At 70.8% G+C, this 18,099-nt stretch carries 14 protein-coding genes; 10 read left to right on the forward strand and 4 right to left on the reverse strand.

The genetic code is table 11. The features are described from left to right. Positions 1–17: 17 nt before the first annotated feature. Positions 18–1,031, reverse strand: a complete 1,014-nt coding sequence (locus tag KV396_RS03345) for a LacI family DNA-binding transcriptional regulator (RefSeq protein ID WP_247624659.1) — start codon at positions 1,029–1,031, stop codon at positions 18–20. 167 nt (positions 1,032–1,198) lie between these two features. Between KV396_RS03345 and KV396_RS03350 the strand changes: the two genes are divergently transcribed. The 4 genes from KV396_RS03350 to KV396_RS03365 all read left to right on the forward strand — a co-directional run bounded on the left by KV396_RS03350 (position 1,199) and on the right by KV396_RS03365 (position 6,701). Continuing rightward, positions 1,199–2,494 carry an extracellular solute-binding protein gene (locus tag KV396_RS03350; RefSeq protein ID WP_247624658.1) on the forward strand — a complete coding sequence of 432 codons (1,296 nt, stop codon included), beginning with the start codon at positions 1,199–1,201 and terminating at the stop codon, positions 2,492–2,494. Beyond that, positions 2,475–3,416 carry a carbohydrate ABC transporter permease gene (locus tag KV396_RS03355; RefSeq protein ID WP_247956817.1) on the forward strand — a complete coding sequence of 314 codons (942 nt, stop codon included), beginning with the start codon at positions 2,475–2,477 and terminating at the stop codon, positions 3,414–3,416. Before KV396_RS03350 ends, KV396_RS03355 begins: the two co-directional genes overlap by 20 nt. Continuing rightward, positions 3,413–4,294: a carbohydrate ABC transporter permease gene (locus tag KV396_RS03360; protein WP_247624656.1), complete on the forward strand. Its 882-nt coding sequence runs from the start codon at positions 3,413–3,415 to the stop codon at positions 4,292–4,294. The genes KV396_RS03355 and KV396_RS03360 overlap by 4 nt, the downstream gene beginning before the upstream one ends. Positions 4,295–4,436: 142 nt before the next feature. Next, positions 4,437–6,701 (forward strand): beta-xylosidase/alpha-l-arabinosidase, encoded by a 2,265-nt coding sequence (locus KV396_RS03365; protein WP_247634024.1) that lies wholly within the window; start codon positions 4,437–4,439, stop codon positions 6,699–6,701. An 85-nt stretch (positions 6,702–6,786) separates the two neighbouring features. Here KV396_RS03365 and KV396_RS03370 read toward each other — a convergent pair whose 3' ends face one another. After that, positions 6,787–7,272, reverse strand: a complete 486-nt coding sequence (locus KV396_RS03370) for an FBP domain-containing protein (protein WP_247624655.1) — start codon at positions 7,270–7,272, stop codon at positions 6,787–6,789. 284 nt (positions 7,273–7,556) lie between these two features. After that, entirely contained in the window at positions 7,557–11,033 is a 3,477-nt protein-coding gene (locus KV396_RS03375; protein ID WP_247956818.1) for a bifunctional proline dehydrogenase/L-glutamate gamma-semialdehyde dehydrogenase, read from the reverse strand. A 144-nt stretch (positions 11,034–11,177) separates the two neighbouring features. Here KV396_RS03375 and KV396_RS03380 point away from each other — a divergent pair, with 144 nt between their 5' ends. The 3 genes from KV396_RS03380 to KV396_RS03390 all read left to right on the forward strand — a co-directional run bounded on the left by KV396_RS03380 (position 11,178) and on the right by KV396_RS03390 (position 14,645). Then, on the forward strand, positions 11,178–12,062 hold the full coding sequence (locus KV396_RS03380) for a LysR family transcriptional regulator (RefSeq protein ID WP_247624653.1): 885 nt from the start codon (positions 11,178–11,180) through the stop codon (positions 12,060–12,062). 645 nt (positions 12,063–12,707) lie between these two features. Beyond that, entirely contained in the window at positions 12,708–14,327 is a 1,620-nt protein-coding gene (locus tag KV396_RS03385; RefSeq protein WP_247956819.1) for an HNH endonuclease signature motif containing protein, read from the forward strand. Positions 14,328–14,438: 111 nt separating this feature from the next. Next, on the forward strand, positions 14,439–14,645 hold the full coding sequence (locus KV396_RS03390) for a CsbD family protein (RefSeq protein ID WP_247624651.1): 207 nt from the start codon (positions 14,439–14,441) through the stop codon (positions 14,643–14,645). Positions 14,646–14,745: 100 nt separating this feature from the next. Here KV396_RS03390 and KV396_RS03395 read toward each other — a convergent pair whose 3' ends face one another. Next, positions 14,746–14,910: a hypothetical protein gene (locus KV396_RS03395; RefSeq protein WP_247624650.1), complete on the reverse strand. Its 165-nt coding sequence runs from the start codon at positions 14,908–14,910 to the stop codon at positions 14,746–14,748. Between the two features lie 172 nt (positions 14,911–15,082). On the opposite strand from KV396_RS03395, the gene KV396_RS03400 reads away from it, so the two are divergent. From KV396_RS03400 to KV396_RS03410, 3 genes are read left to right on the forward strand one after another with little or no spacing between them, the layout of a single operon-like run. Next, positions 15,083–15,349 (forward strand): DUF7218 family protein, encoded by a 267-nt coding sequence (locus tag KV396_RS03400; RefSeq protein WP_247633941.1) that lies wholly within the window; start codon positions 15,083–15,085, stop codon positions 15,347–15,349. A 9-nt stretch (positions 15,350–15,358) separates the two neighbouring features. After that, on the forward strand, positions 15,359–16,516 hold the full coding sequence (locus KV396_RS03405) for a carboxylate-amine ligase (RefSeq protein WP_247956820.1): 1,158 nt from the start codon (positions 15,359–15,361) through the stop codon (positions 16,514–16,516). Between the two features lie 49 nt (positions 16,517–16,565). After that, positions 16,566–17,975: an MFS transporter gene (locus KV396_RS03410; protein ID WP_247956821.1), complete on the forward strand. Its 1,410-nt coding sequence runs from the start codon at positions 16,566–16,568 to the stop codon at positions 17,973–17,975. Positions 17,976–18,099: the final 124 nt, after the last annotated feature.

Raw genomic sequence — 18,099 nt, forward strand, 5'->3', positions numbered from 1 at the left:
TCTCGCACGAGACGGGCTCAGCGCCCCGGCGACTCCGGCGGCGGGGCCGTCGTCCCGCGCACGACCAGTCGGGTCGGCAGGGTCACGTGGAGCTCGTCGAGCTGCTCGCCGGCGAGCAGCGAGAACACCATCTCGGCCGCGACCGAGCCGAGTCGGCGCATCGGCTGCTGGATCGTCGTCAGCGGCTGTGCGCGTCGTGACGCCTCGGGCACGTCGTCGAAGCCGATCACGGAGAGGTCCTCGGGCACACGGATGCCCATCTCGCGGGCGACGTCGATCACGGCGATCGCCGAGAGGTCGTTCGCGGCGAACACGGCCGTCGGGCGATCCGGGCCGGCGAGCAGCACGCGCGCCGAATCCCGGGTGGTCTGCCACTCGTAGAGACCGGGACGGATGAGGTCGGGGTCGACGGGCAGGCCGGCATCGCGAAGCGCGCGTCGATAGCCGGCGTCGCGCAGGCCCGCGGAGCGCAGGTCGGGGCGCCCGCCGAGGAAGCTGATGCGACGGTGACCGAGCTCGAGCAGATGACGCGTCGCGGTCAGTGCGCCGCCGAAGCTGTCGGACTCGACCGTCGGCAGATCGGCGCGGCCGGTATGCGGGTCGACGGCGACCACCGGGATCTCCGTGGCGGCGTTCACGATCGTCGGCGTCACCATGATCGCGGCGTCGATGAGGGTGCCGGAGAGGCGGCTCAGCGATCGGCGCTCCCACCCCTCCCCCGCGCCCTGATGCGACCCGCTGTAGGCGAGCAGGTCGAACGCCGTGTCGTGCACCGCGGCGCCGACGCCCTTGAGGATCTCGGCGCTGAAGGGCTCGAAGTCGGCGAGCAGCACCCCGATCACGCCGGTGCGCCGCGCGCGCATGCTGCTGGCCACGAGGCTCGATTCGTAGCCGAGCTCGCGCACCGCGTCGAGCACACGACGCACCGTGGCGTCGGCGATGCCGTACCGGCCGTTCACGGCCTTCGACACGGTCGAGACCGAGACTCCCGCCGCCTTCGCGACGTCGTGGATCGTGGTCCGCCCGCTCATGAGCGCCCATCGTATCCGCACACGTCGGGCTTTCGGAAACTGTTTTCGAAAACGTTTGACGCCCGTCATCTCCGGCAAGAGACTGCTCTGCGACGCGGTCTCACCCTGCTGCCGCGAGCGTCCGCATCGGTGCGGATGCACACACTCTCGATGAGGAGAACGATCACATGAACAGCAGAAGGCACTCCCTCGCCGCCGCGGCGGCACTGACCGCCGTCGGCGCGCTCGTCCTGAGCGGATGCACCGGCGGCACCCCCGACGGCGGCGACGGCGACGGCTCGTCGATGACCCTGTGGCACAACTCGACCACCGGCCCCGGCGTCGAGTTCTGGGAGAAGACGGTCGCCGACTTCGAGGAGGCCAACCCCGGCGTCTCGATCACCGTCCAGTCGATCCAGAACGAAGATCTCGACGGCAAGCTCCAGACCGCGCTCAACTCCGGCGATGCGCCCGACATCTTCCTGCAGCGCGGAGGCGGCAAGATGGCCGCGATGGTCAAGGCCGGTCAGCTCAAGGACCTCACCGGTTCGCTGTCGGATGCCGTGACCGACGAGATCCCGGCCGCCGCGTTCTCGGCCAGCAGTCTCGACGACAAGATCTACGCGATGCCCGTCGCCGTGCTGCCCGGCGGGCTGTTCTACAGCCAGGACCTCTTCGACGAGGCCGGCATCACCGAGAACCCCACGACGCTGTCCGAGCTCGAGGACGCGACGGCCGCGCTGCGCACCGCCGGCATCGAACCCATCGCGCTCGGCGCGAAGGACGCCTGGCCCGCCGCGCACTGGTACTACTGGATGGCTCTGCGCGAGTGCAGCGCCGACACGCTGGCGAAGGCCGCCGACGAGATGAACTTCGACGACGACTGCTGGGTGCGCGCGGGCGAGGATCTCGAGGCCTTCGCCGCGACCGAGCCGTTCAACTCCGGATTCCTCACGACCACGGCCCAGCAGGGTGCGGGCAGCTCGGCCGGACTCATCGCGAACCACCAGGCCGGCATGGAGCTGATGGGTGCCTGGAACCCCGGTGTCATCGGCTCGCTCACGCCCGACCAGCAGCCGCTCGCCGATCTCGCCTGGTTCCCGTTCCCCGAGATCGAGGGCGGCGAGGGCGAACCCGGTTCGATGATGGGCGGCGTCGACGGGTACTCGTGCTCGGTCGATGCTCCGGACGCCTGCGTCGATTTCCTGAACTACCTCGGGTCGGCCGAGGTGCAGACCGCCTACTACACCGCGTTCAACGCCCCGCCGGTGAACACGGTGGCGCAGGAGGCCGTGACCGAGCCGTACCTGCAGTCGATCCTCGAGGCCTACAACGCCGCGCCGTACGCGTCGCAGTGGCTCGACACCGTCTACGGCCAGAACGTCGGCAACGCCCTCAACGTCGCCGTCGTCGACATGCTCGCGGGTCAGGGATCACCGGAAGACATCGTCAAGGCTGTCCAGGATGCCGCTGCGAAGGCGTGAGGCGGCCGCCCGGCTGGAAGTGATCCTTCTGGCCGGGCCCGCCCTGGTCGTCTTCCTCGCCTTCGTCATCTTCCCCGTGCTGATGGCCGCGTACTACGGCTTCTTCAGCTGGCAGGGGTACGGGGCTCCCACCGACTTCGTGGGTCTGAAGAACTATCTGACGATCCTGCAGGACCCGCTGTTCCACGACGCCCTCGCGCACAACGGCTTCATCCTGGTGATGTCGCTCGTGCTGCAGGGCCCGGCCGCCATCCTGCTCGCGCTGCTGCTCAACCGGCGCATGCGCGGGCAGTCGCTGATCCGGGTGCTCATCTTCATCCCCTACGTGATCTCCGAGGTCGTCGTCGGCACCGGGTGGAGCCTGATGCTCCAGACCAGCGGCGCCTTCAACGCCCTGCTCGAGAACGCGGGTCTGGGGTGGCTGGCGGCGGACTGGCTGTCGAATCCCGACATCGCGATCTGGACGCTGATGGTCATCATCACCTGGAAGTACGTCGGGTTCGCCGTGATCCTGTTCCTCGCGGGCCTCCAGGGGATTCCCGAGGAGCTGCACGAGGCGGCCGCGATCGACGGGGCCTCGTACTGGCAGATCCAGTGGCGCATCACGCTGCCGCTGCTCGCCCCGACGCTGCGCATCTGGGCCTTCCTGTCGATCATCGGCTCGCTGCAGCTGTTCGATCTCGTCTACATCATCTGGGGGCAGTACATCGCCTCGACCGCCGGCACCTCGACCATGGCCACGTACATGGTCGGCGAGGGCCGCAATGCCGGCAACTTCGGCTACGGCAACGCCGTCGCCGTCGTGCTGTTCCTGATCTCGCTCGTGGTCGCCCTCATCTATCAGCGCGCCGTGCTCAGGCGCGACACCGAGGGCGCCCTCACCGGGCCCGCCTCCGCGAAGAGGAAGAGGAAGAACCGATGACCGCCACCTCGCTGCTCGTGACGCAGCGTCCCGGGCGCACCGGGCGCTCCGCCCGTCCCCGCCTGCCCTGGGCGCACCCGACCGTGTACTTCGTGGCGCTGATCGTCGTCGGGCTCATGCTCGCCCCGATCGCGTACATCGTCATCGGCGGCTTCCGTACGAACGCGCAGATCACGACCGACCCCTCCGGTCTCCCGCAGCCGTGGGTGTTCTCGAACTACCTCGACGTCATCACCGGAGGGATCTTCTGGCGCCAGGTGCTGAACTCGACGATCGTCGCGGTCGCCACCACCGCCGGGGTGGTCGCGCTGGGACTCATGGCCGCCTACGTGCTGGCCCGCTACCGGTTCGCCGGTCGCGGCGTGCTCTACGCCTTCTTCGCGGCGGGGCTCATGTTCCCGCTGACGGTCGCGATCACGCCGTTGTACATCGTGGTGCGCAACCTCGGCCTGATGAACTCCCTCGGGGGCGTGATCCTCCCGCAGATCGCCTTCGCCCTGCCCACCACGATCATCATCCTCGTGCCGTTCCTCCGGGCGATCCCCGACGAGATCCAGGAGGCCGCCTTCATCGACGGCTGCAGCCGCATCGGCTTCTTCTGGCGAATGGTGCTGCCGCTGTCTCTGCCGGGGGTCATCACCACCGGCATCCTGGCGTTCATCGGCAGTTGGAACGGCTACCTGCTGCCGCTGTTCATCCTCAACGACGCCTCGGCGTTCACCCTCCCGCTCGGCGTGCAGTCGTTCTCGTCGCAGTATTCGGTCGACACGGCCAAAGTGCTCGCGTTCACGTCGCTGTCGATGATCCCCGCGCTCATCTTCTTCAGCCTGTTCGAGCGGCGCATCGTGGGCGGGCTGACCGGTGCCGTCAAGGGCTGAACGCGCCATCGGCGCCCCATCGCACTCCGTACGGAAAGAGATCATCGTGTCACACGACACCACCGCGCACTCGACGCCCACCGCGTCGACGCAGACCCCGCGCCCGCCCCTCTCGCCGCGCGTCGCCGCGCTCCTCGCCGAGATGACCCTCGACGAGAAGCAGGCACAGCTGGTCGGGTTCTGGGTCGACCAGGGAGACGAGGTCGTCGCCCCGATGGCCGGCGAGAAGAAGACCTCGACGCGCTACGAAGAGGCCACCGCTCACGGCATCGGCCACCTCACGCGCGTCTACGGGACCCGCCCCGTCGACCCCGGCGAGCGCGCCGCATGGCTGTGGTCGGAGCAGGCCCGCCTGCAGCGCGAGACCCGCCTCGGCATTCCCGCGCTCGTGCACGAGGAGTGCCTGACCGGCCTCGCGGCATGGCAGGCGGCGACGTATCCGACGCCGCTCGCCTGGGGAGCGTCGTTCGACCCGGCGCTCGTGGAGCGGGTGGGCGCGGCGATCGGCTCGTCGATGCGCACGCTCGGCATCCACCAGGGGCTGGCCCCGGTGCTCGACGTCGTGCGCGATCCGCGGTGGGGACGCGTCGACGAGTGCATCGCCGAGGACCCCCTGGTCGTCGGCGTGATCGGCACCGCCTACGTGCGCGGCATGCAGTCGCAGGGCGTGCACGCGACGCTCAAGCACTTCGTGGGGTACTCGGCGTCGCGCGCCGGGCGCAACCACGCTCCGGTGCACGCCGGTGGGCGCGAGATCGAGGATGTGCTGCTGCCGCCGTTCGAGATGGCCGTGCGCGAGGGCGGAGTGCGCAGCGTCATGAACTCGTACACCGACATCGACGGCATCCCGGTGGCGGCCGACGCGCACTACCTCGACGACATCCTGCGCGAGCGGTGGGGTTTCGACGGTGTGGTGGTGTCGGACTACTTCGCCGTCGACTTCCTGCGCTCGATGCACCGCATCGCCGCCGACTCGTCCGAGGCCGCGGCTCTGGCCCTCACCGCCGGCATCGACGTCGAGCTCCCCTCGCCCGACGCGTACACCACGCTCGCGGCGCAGGTGCGCCAGGGCACGCTCGCCGAAGAGCTGCTCGATCGAGCGGTCGGTCGTGTGCTCGCGCAGAAGGAGAAGCTCGGGCTGCTGGACGCCGACTTCACCGCCGCTCCGCCGACGGCCGTCGATCTCGACTCCCCCGCGCACCGCGCTCTCGCCCGCGAGCTCGCGGAGGAGTCGATCGTGCTGCTGAGCAACGACGGCATCCTGCCCCTGGTCGCGGACCCCACCAGGCGCATCGCCGTGATCGGCCCCAATGCCGACAGCACCGAGGCGCTGATGGGCTGCTACTCCTTCGTCAACCACGTGCTCGCCCACCACCCCTCGACGCCCGCCGGCATCGCCCTGCCGACGGTGCTCGAGGCCTTACGCGCCGAGCTGCCGGACGCGACCGTGACGCACGCGGTCGGCTGCGCCGCCGAAGGCGACGACCGCAGCGGGATCGCGGATGCCGTCGCCACCGCGCGAGCCGCGGATCTCGCCGTGGTCGTCGTGGGCGACCGCGCGGGGCTGTTCGGCCGCGGAACGGTCGGCGAGGGCAACGACGTCGACACCCTCGATCTGCCGGGCGTGCAGCGGGAACTCGTCGAGGCGATCGTCGAGACCGGCACGCCCGTGGTGCTCGTCGCCATGACGGGTCGCCCCTACGCCCTGGACTGGGCGCTGCCGCCGCGTGCGACGCCGGGCGGAGCATCCGCGGGTCTCGGCGCCGTGAACTCCCCCGCGGCGGCCCGCGTCTCGGAGGAGGCTCCGGCCGCGCGCCAGCCGGCTGCGGTGCTGCAGACGTTCTTCCCCGGTGAGGAGGGCGCCCCCGCTCTCGCACGCCTGCTCACGGGACGCGTCGACCCGTCGGGGCGTCTGCCCGTCTCGCTGCCGCGTTCCGCCGGCGCGCAGCCGTACTCGTACCTGCACCCCGTGCTCGGCGGACGCACCGACATCACGAGCGTCGACCCCACACCCGTTCGCCCCTTCGGGTTCGGACTCGGCTACACGTCGTTCACGCGCACGGCGATCGAGGCCGATGCGACGGTCGTCGCCGGAGCCTCGTTCCGCGTCGCGGTCGAGGTGAACAACGTCGGAGGGCGTGACGGCGTCGACGTCGTGCAGCTCTACGCGCACGACGAGGTCGCGAGCGTCGTGCGCCCCGTGGCTCAGCTGATCGGATTCGAGCGGATCGGGCTGGCCGCCGGTGAGAGCAGGCGCGTCACGTTCGACGTGCCCACCGAGCGCCTCGCCTTCACCGGGCGCGACGGCGTGCGCCGGGTCGAGCCCGGGCGGATCCGTCTCTGGGTCGGCGAGGCGTGCGACCACGAGGAGGCCGTGACGACCATCGAGATCGTCACGGCCCCCTGAGCGGGGGTGCCCTTCGACAGGCTCAGGGACCCAGCTCGGACAGTGAATCGCTGAGCCTGTCGAAGCGTCCCCGCACGAGACTCCCTCAGGCGTCGAGGCCGGCGAGGAAGGCGCGCACGTGCTCGCCCAGCTTCACGATGCGCAGATCGCGGGCGAGCTCGCGGTCGAAGCCCTCGTAGGCGAGCGGGGGCAGCCGGCGCACGTTCTCGGAGCATCCGAAGTTCGCGCACACCAGGGTGCCGATCGTGTCGCCCTTGCGACCGGCCGGCCCGGCCTTGCGCGCGGTGAACAGCTGCACGTCGTTGCGGAGCGTGACGTCCTCGCACCACGAGCACTGGGCGCGGGCGATCACGCGCTGCTCGGCCTGCTGCAGCAGGGCGCCGGTGAACTCGCCGTCCACCTCGGTGATCACGTAGGCGCGACGCGGCGCCTTGGGGTCGACCCAGCCGAGATAGTCGATCCGGTCGAAATCGATGTCGGCGAAACCGGCGGGCAGGTTCAGGTCGGAGACCTCTTTGCGGGAGGCGTTGCGGAAGGAGGCGCGGATGGCGCGCTCGTCGATGGGACGCATGGGAGTGGGTGCTTTCGTCTGATGCTCGCCACGGGAGGACGAGTCGAGAGGTGGAGGTGGAGGGAACGATGAAGCACCGGAGACGGCATCCGCCTCCGGCTGATCGTCAGCCTCTGCCCGCGGCGCTGTGCGCGCCTGCGGCTCCTGCCTGCGCCACCCGGGCGCTCCTCGAGAACATCACCCGGCGAGCCTACACCCGCCCCGGCGGCGTGGGCCGGGAACGCGGGGGAACGCGACGAAGGCCCGCCCCGTCGTGACGGGGCGGGCCTTCGAACGTGCGCGGGTCAGGCCGTGAGCGTGGGGATCTCGTAGCGGCGCGGGGTGCCGAAGCGGTGCGCCGAGACCGACACGGCCTGCTCCCGCAGGTACGGGAGCATCTCGATGCGACCGGCGGTGAGGACCGGCTGGCCGTAGACCGCGACGGCCGGGGAGCCGCCGGTACGGGCCGCGGTGTCGGCCGTGCTGCCGCCGACGAGACGGATGCGTCCGCCGGTCTGCGCGAGGCGAGCGGCGCGGGCGGTCCAGGCGGTGCCGTTCTCGACCGCGATCGTGACGCCGGCGGCGCGCAACCACGACGACACGGATGCCGGGAGGTCGGCCGCCGCGCTCACCGTGAGCGCTGCTCCCGTGCGGAGTCCGGCCGCGAGGGCGCGGATCACGTGCACGGTCGTCGCGTCCTCGATGCGCACCGTGACGGGCACGGCGTCGTAGCGCAGGGCGTTCTGCTCGGTCTCGAGGCCGGTCGCGTCGACCACGGCGCCGAACTCCGCGGCCCATGCGGCCACGTCGGTCGACAGCGCGCCGGCGAGCCAGGCCGCATCCTCGCCCGAGAGGTCACCGGCGGCGACGAGCGCGGCCTTCGACAGGGCATCGGTGGGGGCATCCGCGGCGATCGGGGCGTCGACCCAGTCGGACAGGCCGATGAGGTAGCTCGGGCCACCCGCCTTGGTGCCGGCGCCGACGGCGGCCTTCTTCCAGCCGCCGAAGGGCTGACGCTGCACGATGGCGCCGGTGGTGCCGCGGTTGACGTAGAGGTTTCCGGCCTGCACGGTCGCGAGCCACTGGGCGACCTCGTCCTCGTCGAGCGAGTGCAGACCCGAGGTGAGGCCGTAGTCGATCGCGTTGACGAGGGCGGTGGCCTCCTCGAGCGTCTTCGCCGTCATGATGCCGAGCACCGGTCCGAAGTACTCCGTGAGGTGGAACGGGCTGCCGGCCGCGACACCCGAACGGATGCCGGGGCGCCAGTACTGCCCCTCGTCGTCGAGCTTCTGGGGCTTCATCACCCAGTTCTCCCCGGGCTCGAGCGTGGTGAGGGCGTGGAGCAGCTTGCCCTCGGCGGGTGCGATGAGCGGTCCGATGCGGCTGGAGCCGTCGCTGGGGGCGCCGACCTTGTAGGAGCCGACGGCGTCGACGAGCTGGCGGCGGAACCGCTCGCTCTCGGCGACCGTGCCCACGAGGATCACGAGCGAGGCGGCCGAGCACTTCTGGCCCGCGTGACCGAACGCCGAGTAGGCGACGTCCTTCGCGGCGAGGTCGAGGTCGGCGCTGGGGGTGACGATGATCGCGTTCTTGCCGCTGGTCTCGGCGAGCAGGGGCAGGTCGGGGCGGAAGCTGCGGAACAGCTCGGCCGTCTCGTATCCGCCGGTGAGGATGACGCGCTCGACGGCGGGGTGGCTGATCAGCTGCGTGCCGAGTTCGCGCTCCTCGAGCTGCACGTACTGCAGCACCTCGCGGGGCACTCCGGCCTCCCACAGCGCCTCGACCATGACCGCGCCGGATCGGGCGGCCTGGGCGGCGGGCTTGATCACGACCGGGGAGCCGGCCGCGAGGGCGGCGAGCGTCGATCCGGCGGGGATCGCGACGGGGAAGTTCCACGGCGGGGTGACCACGGTCAGCCCGACGGGACGGTGCTCCGCGCCCGCGATGTTCTCGGCGCGCTTCGCGCTCTCGGCGTAGTAGTGCGCGAAGTCGATGGCCTCCGACACCTCGGGGTCGCCCTGCTCGAGCACCTTGCCGGCCTCCGAGCCCATGACCTCGAGCAGATCGGCGCGACGGGCTTCGAGCACATCGCCCGCACGGTGCAGGATCTCGGCACGACCGGCGGCGCCGAGCGCACGCCAGGCTTCGCCTGCGGCGACGGCCTCGGCGATCACGGTGTCGAGGGCTGCGGCATCCGACAGCGTGTGCGTGCGCACGGTCCTGTCGCCGAGCGTCGAGGACTCCATGCGCGAGCGGATGCCGTCGCCCCACGCGCGGTTCGCGGCGAGGCTGGGATCGGTGTCGGGGGTGTTCTCGAAGCCGTCGCGCGGGGCGGCGGGCGCTGCCTGCGTGCGGTCCTGCACGCGGTTCGAGCCGGGGACCTCGGTCGGCATCGACGCGATCGAGGCGAGGAAGCGGTCGCGCTCACGGGCGAAGAGCGCGGGCTGCTCGTCGAGGTCGAACACGGCCGACATGAAGTTGTCGGTCGACGCGCCCTCTTCCAGGCGGCGGATCAGGTACGCGATCGCGACGTCGAACTCGGCCGGGTGCACGACCGGCGTGTAGAGCAGCAGCGAGCCGACGGTGCGGCGCACGACGGTGGCCTGCGCGGATGCCATGCCGAGAAGCATCTCGAACTCGATCCCGTCGGTGGCGCCGCGCCGGTTCGCGAGCAGCCAGGCGAGGGCGATGTCGAAGAGGTTGTGACCGGCGATGCCGATGCGCACGTTGCCGATGCGGTCGGGGTGCAGGGCGTAGTCAAGCACGGCCTTGTACGAGGCATCCGATGCCTCCTTGCTGTGCCAGGTGGCGAGCGGCCAGTCGTGCGACTCGGCGTCGACGCGCTCCATGGGCAGGTTCGCGCCCTTGACGACGCGCACCTTGATCGGCGCACCGCCGGAGGCCGTGCGGGCCGCCGACCACTCCTGCAGGCGGATCATCGCACCGAGGGCGTCGGGCAGGTAGGCCTGCAGCACGATGCCGGCCTCGAGCGAGCGGAACTCCTCGCGCTCGAGGATCGTCGTGAAGACCGCGATCGTGAGGTCGAGGTCCTTGAACTCCTCCATGTCGAGGTTGATGAACTTGCCGCGCTTCACGGCGATGCGGTACAGCGGGGCGAGGGCGTCGACGGCGTGCGCGACCGCGTCGTCGAAGGCCCAGGGGCTGTGCGGGGCGACGGTGGAGGAGACCTTGATCGAGACGTAGTCGACGTCGCTGCGCTCGAGCAGGCGACGGGTGCCGTCGAGGCGGCGCGCGGCCTCCTCCTCGCCGAGGATCGCCTCGCCGAGCAGGTTGACGTTGAGGTGCACGCCGTCGGTCGACTTGATGCGCGTGATGGCCTTGCCGAGCTTCGCGTCGGTGGCGTCGACGATGAGGTGGCGCACCATGCCGCGCAGCACCCGGCGGCTGATCGGCACGACGATGCCGGGGAACGCGGGGGCGAGTGCACCGCCGAGCTTGATGAGCCCGCGCAGCGCGCCGGGCAGGAACGCCGGGGTGAGCGGCACGAGGTCGCGGAGGTTGGCGGCCGCGACCCTGAGGTCTTCGGGGCGCACGACGCCGTCGACGAAGCCGACCGTGAAGTCGAGGCCGTTCGGGTCGCTCAGCACACCGGCGAGGCGCTTGGCGGCGGTGTCGGCCGGCACCTCGCGGCTCTCGACGAGCCAGCGCTGGACGAGTGCGACCGCGTCGTCGGCGAGGGCGGCGAGCTCTGCGCTGCCGGTCGGGGCGGTCTCGGCCGGGGCCGTCTTGGCCGGGGCCGTCTCGGGAGTGGTCTGCGTCATCGGGGGTCCTCTTCGTCTGAGCTCGTACGCCGAGCACGCGCGCGGGTGGGTGCGACTCTCAGTGTGGGGCGCGGCATCCGTTATGAAAAGCGAACGTTTACGATGGGTACTGTTCGATGTCTTCGATTCTTTCGGGAGGTCTCCGTGTTCGAGCTGCGCCGCCTGCGCCTGCTGCACGAGTTGCACCTGCGCGGCACGATCGCCGATGTCGCCGCCGCCCTGTCGTTCAGCCCCTCGACGGTCTCGCAGCAGCTCGCGCAGCTCGAGCGCGAGGCCGGGGTCGCTCTGCTCGAACCCGACGGCCGGCGGGTGCGCCTCACCGCGCGTGGCCGCCTGCTCGCCGCGCACGCCGCGCGCGCGCTCGAACTCGACGAGGCCGCCCGCGCCGAACTGTCGGAGGAGGCGCCGGCGCAGGTGCGCATCGCCGTCATGCCCACGGCCGCGGAGGCTCTCGTGCCTCCGGCGCTCTCGCTGCTGGCCGAACGGATGCCGGGGCTCCGCCTCGAGATGGTGGAGCTGCCGCCCGAGATCGCGCTCTTCGAGTTGCAGGCCCGGGCGTTCGACCTGGTCGTCGCCGAGCAGTACCCCGGCCACACGCGGGAGATCGCCGAGGGAATCGACCGCACCTTGCTCGGCGTCGATCCGATCCGACTGGCCGTGCCCCGCGGGGATGCCGCGCACGGGCTGGAGGACCTGCGCGATCGGGCGTGGGTGCTCGAGCCTCAGGGCGCCGCGGTGCGGCGATGGGCCGTGCAGCAGTGCCGGGCCGCGGGGTTCGAGCCCGACGTGCGCTTCGAGGCCACGGATCTCGTGTCGCACGCCCGGCTCGTCGCCGCCGGCCATGCCGTCGCGATGCTGCCCGATCTCGTGTGGACCGGAGGGCGGACAACCGTGAGCCTGCGGGAGCTGCCCGGGTCGCCCGTGCGCGAGATCTTCGCCGCCACCCGCGCGTCGTCGCGCGACGATGCGGCGATCACGGCGGTGCGCGACGCGCTGGCCGATGCGCTGGCCGCCCACGAACCGCGCTGACGGCGGGGGCTGACGGCGGGGGCTGCGCCCGGTTGCTGGGCCCGGTTGCTGGGCCCGGTTGCTGGGCGGGCGCGGCGGGGGCGGGCGTTGGCGGGCGCTGGGCTGGCGGGCACTGGGCTGGCGGGCACTCGGCTGGCGGGCACTCGGCTGGCGGGCGGGCTTGGCTCCCACGACGCGAGCGAGCAGCGAGATGGAGCGCCGTGCTCGACGCCGGGCCCGTGCACTTTTCGAGGCGACCCGTGCCGTTCACGCTCCGGTTCCTGAGCGAGCGCAGCGAGATGAAGGGCCTCGTCCCATCACCCGGTTCCTGAGCGAGCGTAGCGAGACGAAGGGCCGCACCTCATCACTCGGTTCCTGAGCGAGCGCAGCGAGACGAAGGGCCGCGGCTCATCACCCGGTTCCTGAGCGAGCGCAGCGAGACGAAGGGCCGCGGCCCTGTCGCTGCTGGGTCCCTGAGCTTGCCGAAGGGCCCCGCCCCGCCCCTGTCGCTGCTGGGTCCCTGAGCTTGTCGAAGGGCCCCACCCATGTGCACTCGTTCTACACCGCTGCCGTGTTGTTCCGAGTTCTCCACCGATCACATCGATACTTGCGTTGGCCTGGGGTTTTCGTTTCGGAATGTCGGTGGTCCCTGGTGGACTGAGACGCATGAACAGCACCACCGAACTCCTGGATCGGGTCGCCGCCGACCTGGCCGCGGTGCTGCGCGCGGACGCGCTGGCGGGGTTGTCGGATGCGGAGAAGATGCAGGTGCTCCGCGCCGCGGGTGAGGTCGCCCGTCTCGTCGACGCCGTCGTGGTGGAGACGGTCGGATCGGTCGATCAACGCCCGGCGGGATCGGGAGAATTGGCGTTCTGTGGCCTGTTCGGATGCCGGACGATGAACGAGCTCGTCCAACGCGTGCTCCGCACCGACGCGGCGGGGGCGGCACGGGTCGTGAAAGCCGGGACGATCGTCCGGCGAGAGCTCGACTTCTCCTCCGGAGCGATGCTTCCCGCCCGATGGCCCGCCCTGCGGGAAGCGCTGCTGGACGGGGCCGTCGGGGTCGCGGGGCTGCTCGCCGCGACCGGCCCCGTGGAGCAGGCGGGGCCGCGGATCGGTGCGGCGGACCGGTTGCATGCGGATGCCGAATTGGCGGAGTACGCCCGGGGACTCGTTGCCGTCGAGGGCGACGGGGCCTCGGACGGCGACCGTGGTGCCGATGCCGAGCGTCGGGTCGAAGCGGGCCCGCCGGCCACCCCGGAAGACTTGAAGTTGTTGTCGCGGGTGATTGTGACCTACCTCGATCCCGACGGCGCGGAACCCGCCGAAGAGCGGGCAATGCGCGCCCGGGGGATCGTGCTCGGGCGGGTGAAGGACGGGGTGATCCCGATCCGCGGGTCCCTGCTGCCGGAGACGGCGGGGCAGTTGCAGCGCATCTGGGACGCGTACCTGAACCCGAAAGTCGACGGACCACCTGTCCCGGCGGCCCCGATGCCTGATGAAGGGATGGCGGGTGGAGTGAGGTTCGTTCCGACCGTTGACGACGCGCCGCCACGTGAAACGAACGACTTCCTCGATGGCGATGTGCTCCCGTCGGGTGATCGCGGTGGGATGGTCGACGGCCGGTCCCGGGCACAGAAGCAGCACGATGCCCTCGCCGCCGTACTCGGGATCGCCGCCCGCCACAGCGACATGCCCTCCCTCGGTGGTGCCGCCCCGACCCTGGTCGTGTCGGTGACCGCGGAGGACTACGCGTCCGGGCGGGGATGGGCGCATGTCGACGGCATCGACACGCCGGTCTCGCTGATCACCGCCCGGCACACCGCGTGCGGTAGCAGCATCCAACGCGTCACCTCCGACCCCGCCGGGCGCATCATCGGCATCGATTCGACCGACCGGGTGTTCACCGTCCACCAACGCCGGGCGATCACGCTCCGTGATCGCGAGTGCCTCATCCCCGGCTGCCACGTCCCCGCCGCCTGGTGCGAGATCCACCACGTCACAGAACACTCCCGCGGCGGACCCACCCACACCGACAACGGCGTCGCCCTCTGCTGGCACCACCACCGCACCCTCGACACCTCCGGCTGGACCATCCGCATGCACAACGGCACACCCCACGTCCGCGGACCCGCCTGGTGGGACCCCCACCAACGCTGGAGAACACCCCGACCCGCACCCCGACCGGCACCACGGACCGCACCGCGGACTGCAACTACCACTGCCACTGCAACGGCCACCGCCACCGCGGCGAGACAGCGAACTCGAACACCGATGCGCGCATGAACGAGCGCGCGACCTGTCACGCGCCCGACCGGTTGTCAATCCCGTGGTCGCTTCGCGCGGGCGGTGCGAGGGTGGCCACTCCAACGATCCCCACAAGGAGAGGAAGACGCCATGAGCGCGGGAGACGACATCAAGAACAACGCCGAGAAGCTGGCCGGAAAGGCCAAGGAGGGCGCGGGCAAGCTCACCGACAACGAGCGCCTCGAAGCCGAAGGTCGCGCAGACCAGACGAAGGCCTCTGCCAAGCAGGCGGGCGAGAACGTCAAGGACGCCGCGCAGAAGGCCGGCGAGAACGTCAAGGACGCGTTCGACCGCTGAGACCGACGAACCCCGCTCCTCGGAGCGGGGTTCCGGCCCTCCGGCGCGACGTCCGGACACAGAGGAGGCCCGCCACTCGGGCGGGCCTCCTCTTTCTGGTCTAGCTGCGGCGACTGCCGGTGATCGATCGGATGAGCCATGCGATCACGGCGATAGCGAGGAGCACGAGGCCCACCCACAGGAGGAACTGCAGAGACTGCACGAGTCCTCCGGTGATCGCGAGAATCACGGCGATGACGATGACGATGATGAGGAGGATGTTCATCGTTCTTCCCTTCTGTTCGAGGCGGGCGCCCCGAATTGCTGTAACCCTCACGCTAGGGGTCGACGCCCGCCGGGGCAGAGGGGGTTGACGCGGACACCTCCGGAATGCCAAGGGAATCCGAAATGCCAAGGGAATCCGAAATGCCCAGGGAAGCAGAGGAGAGGACGACATCATGCCCGGACGACGCAACAGTTCACTGAAGGATCCGGAGCTCTACGAAGAGCTCCGCGACGACGGCGCCTCGAAGGAGAAGGCCGCCCGCATCTCGAACGCGGCCGCCCGTGACGGCCGCAAAGCCGTCGGCAGACGCGGCGGCGAGAGCGGCGATTACGAGGACTGGACGGTGCCGGAGCTGCGCGCCCGAGCGAAGGAGCTCGGAATCACCGGCTACAGCGGCAAGCGCAAGGCCGAGCTCATCTCGATGCTGCGGAACCACTAGGCGGACTCGGTGACGCGCTTCGGCATCGAGGAGGAGTTCCTGCTGGTCGACCGGAGCACGCTCGTGCCGCTAGCCATGGCCGACGGCACCCGGGAACGGCTCGCACCCGAGGGCGGCGGACGGATCCTGCCCGAGTTCCTCACCTCCCAGTTCGAGTGCGTCACCGATCCCCTCTCGTCGATGACGGATGCTGCGGCGCAACTGCGGAACCTGCGCGCTGCACTCGCAGCGCACGCCGCCCCGCTGGACGCCGTGATCGCCGCATCCGGCACGCCGTTCAACACCACGGGACGCGCGACGATCTCCGCGTCGCCGCACTACGACCGCGTCTCGGCGCAGCTCGGCGCGATCGCGCGCGGCCACGAGGTGAACGGGCTGCACGTGCACGTCGAGGTCGCGGATGCCGAGGAGCGCGTGCGGGCGCTCAACCGTCTGCGCGGCTGGTTGCCGGTGCTGCTCGCCCTCACCGGCAACAGCCCCTTCGCCGAGGGGGCGGCGACCGGTTTCGCGAGCTGGCGCAGCATCCTGATCCGTCGCCTGCCCGCGACGTGGACGCCGCCCTGGTTCCACGACCTCACCGACTACGAGGGTCAGGTGGATCGGCTGATCGCGCTCTCCGCGATCCCCGAACGGTCGTCACTGTCGTGGGCGGCACGGCTCTCGGACCGCTTCCCCACGGTCGAGTCGCGCGTGTGCGACGCGCAGCTCTCGATCGACGACACGCTCTTCGCGGCGGCCCTCACCCGCGCGATCGTGGTGGCCGACGACGGCCCGGCGTCGGCGGCCCCGGTCGAGCAGATCGACGCCGGGCTCTGGGTGGCCGCGCGGCACGGCATGGCGGCGACGATCACCGATCCCACGACGGGCGAGACGACGGATGCCTGGGCCGCGACGCACCGGCTGCTCGAGGTCGTCCGGCACGCGCTCGAGCAGCTCGGCGACGCGGAGTTCGTCACCGCCCACATCGACCGCCTCCGGAGGGAGGGAACGGGCGCCGAGCGCCAGCTCCGCGCCCACGCGCACGACGGCCTGCGCGGCCTCCGACGGCTGCACCTCGCGGGGAGCGACACCGGAGAGTTCACCGGAGACTTCGCCGCGGAGCCCGCCACGGAGCCCGCCGCAGGATCCACCGAGGACTCCGCCACAAGATCCGCCGAAGAGGAGTGAGTTCCCGGCATCCGCCCTCCACGTCCGTGGCCGGGAGTAGCCTTCGCCTGTGGCATCCTTCTCCGGCGTCCAGCGCCTGGTCATCTCGATCGCGGTCCTCGCGTCGTTCGTGACGTTCCTCGACGGCACCGTCGTGAACGTCGCGCTGCCCGCGATCAGCCGCGAGCTGGGCGGCGGCATCACGACCCAGCAGTGGGTGGTCGATGCGTACCTCATCACGTTGAGCGCGCTGATCCTGCTGGCGGGGTCGGTCTCCGACGCGTACGGCCGCGTGCTGGTGATGCGCGTGGGGCTCATCGCCTTCGGAATCGCCTCGATCGCGGTCGCCGCGGCCCCTGACCCGCTGGTGCTCATCATCGCCCGCGCGGCGCAGGGCGCGGCGGGCGCGCTGCTGGTTCCGAGTTCTCTCGCCCTGATCACCGCGACCATGCGCTCCGATGTGCAGGCGCGCGCGATCGGGGTGTGGACGGCGTTCACGACAGCCGCTCAGCTGGTCGGCCCGCTCATGGGCGGACTCTTCGTCGACTACCTGTCGTGGCGCTTCGTGTTCCTCATCAACGTGCTGCCGATCGCCCTGAACCTGATCCTGCTGTCGCGGCTGAAGCTGGCCGAGAAGCCGAGCGGTCGCCGCGTCGACTGGGTCAGCGGGGCGCTGTGCGCGATCGGCCTCGGCGCCGTGGTGTTCGCGCTCATCGAGCAGCCCAACTACGGCTGGGGCTCCCCCGCCATCTGGATGCCGGGCATCGCGGGGGCCGCCCTGTTCGCGTGGTTCCTGCTGCGGCAGCGGGGCTCGGCCTCACCGCTCATGCCGCCGTGGCTCTTCCGCGTGCGCGACTTCGGCTGGGGCAACCTCGCCACCTTTTTCGTCTACGCCGCGCTCTCGCTCAACGGATTCGTCGTGGGCGTCTACCTGCAGCAGGGCGCGGGGCTCAGCGCCACCGCCGCCGGTCTCGCGAGCCTTCCCATGACGATCCTGATGATCCTCGTCAGTTCGCGGGCGGGCGCCTGGGCCGGGCGATTCGGTCCGCGTATCTTCATGACGGTCGGCCCCGCGATCATGGCCGTCGGCGCCCTCATGCTGCTGCTCGTCGCCGAGGACTTCGACTACTGGTGGCAGGTGCTGCCGGCCATGATCGTGACGGGTCTCGGCCTCGCACTCACGGTCGCCCCGCTGACCGCCGCGATCCTCGGCGCGATCGATCAGGAGCACTCCGGTATCGCCTCGGCCGTCAACAACGCCGTCTCGCGCGTCGCCGGCCTCCTCGTCGTCGCGATGCTGTCGACGATCGTCGGCGGCATGCTCGACCTCGACGGGTTCCACAGCGCAGCCTGGGTCACCGCCGCGCTGCTCGTGCTCGGCGCGATCGTGTCGTGGATCGGCATCCGTCGCAATCCCGCCGAGGTCGAAGACGCCGTGACCCCGACATCCGCCCCGTCCCCGGCAGCACCCGCGGCCTGAATCAGGCCCTGCCTGCGTGACTCAGGCTGCCCCCGCCTGCGCAGGATCTCGGAGATCTGCACCCATTTCGCACGAACGCGGCCGATTCCCTGCGGGATTGCGTGAATCTCCGAGACGACGCCAC

The sequence above is a fragment of the Microbacterium galbinum genome, assembly GCF_023101185.1.
Lineage (GTDB): Bacteria > Actinomycetota > Actinomycetes > Actinomycetales > Microbacteriaceae > Microbacterium > Microbacterium galbinum.

Coding starts and splice junctions, on each gene's coding strand:
- KV396_RS03345 (WP_247624659.1), bottom strand. CDS start 1,031: ATGAGCGGGCGGACCACGATCCACGACGTCGCGAAGGCGGCGGGAGTC.
- KV396_RS03350 (WP_247624658.1), top strand. CDS start 1,199: ATGAACAGCAGAAGGCACTCCCTCGCCGCCGCGGCGGCACTGACCGCC.
- KV396_RS03355 (WP_247956817.1), top strand. CDS start 2,475: ATGCCGCTGCGAAGGCGTGAGGCGGCCGCCCGGCTGGAAGTGATCCTT.
- KV396_RS03360 (WP_247624656.1), top strand. CDS start 3,413: ATGACCGCCACCTCGCTGCTCGTGACGCAGCGTCCCGGGCGCACCGGG.
- KV396_RS03365 (WP_247634024.1), top strand. CDS start 4,437: ATGACCCTCGACGAGAAGCAGGCACAGCTGGTCGGGTTCTGGGTCGAC.
- KV396_RS03370 (WP_247624655.1), bottom strand. CDS start 7,272: ATGCGTCCCATCGACGAGCGCGCCATCCGCGCCTCCTTCCGCAACGCC.
- KV396_RS03375 (WP_247956818.1), bottom strand. CDS start 11,033: ATGACGCAGACCACTCCCGAGACGGCCCCGGCCAAGACGGCCCCGGCC.
- KV396_RS03385 (WP_247956819.1), top strand. CDS start 12,708: ATGAACAGCACCACCGAACTCCTGGATCGGGTCGCCGCCGACCTGGCC.
- KV396_RS03390 (WP_247624651.1), top strand. CDS start 14,439: ATGAGCGCGGGAGACGACATCAAGAACAACGCCGAGAAGCTGGCCGGA.
- KV396_RS03395 (WP_247624650.1), bottom strand. CDS start 14,910: ATGAACATCCTCCTCATCATCGTCATCGTCATCGCCGTGATTCTCGCG.
- KV396_RS03400 (WP_247633941.1), top strand. CDS start 15,083: ATGCCCGGACGACGCAACAGTTCACTGAAGGATCCGGAGCTCTACGAA.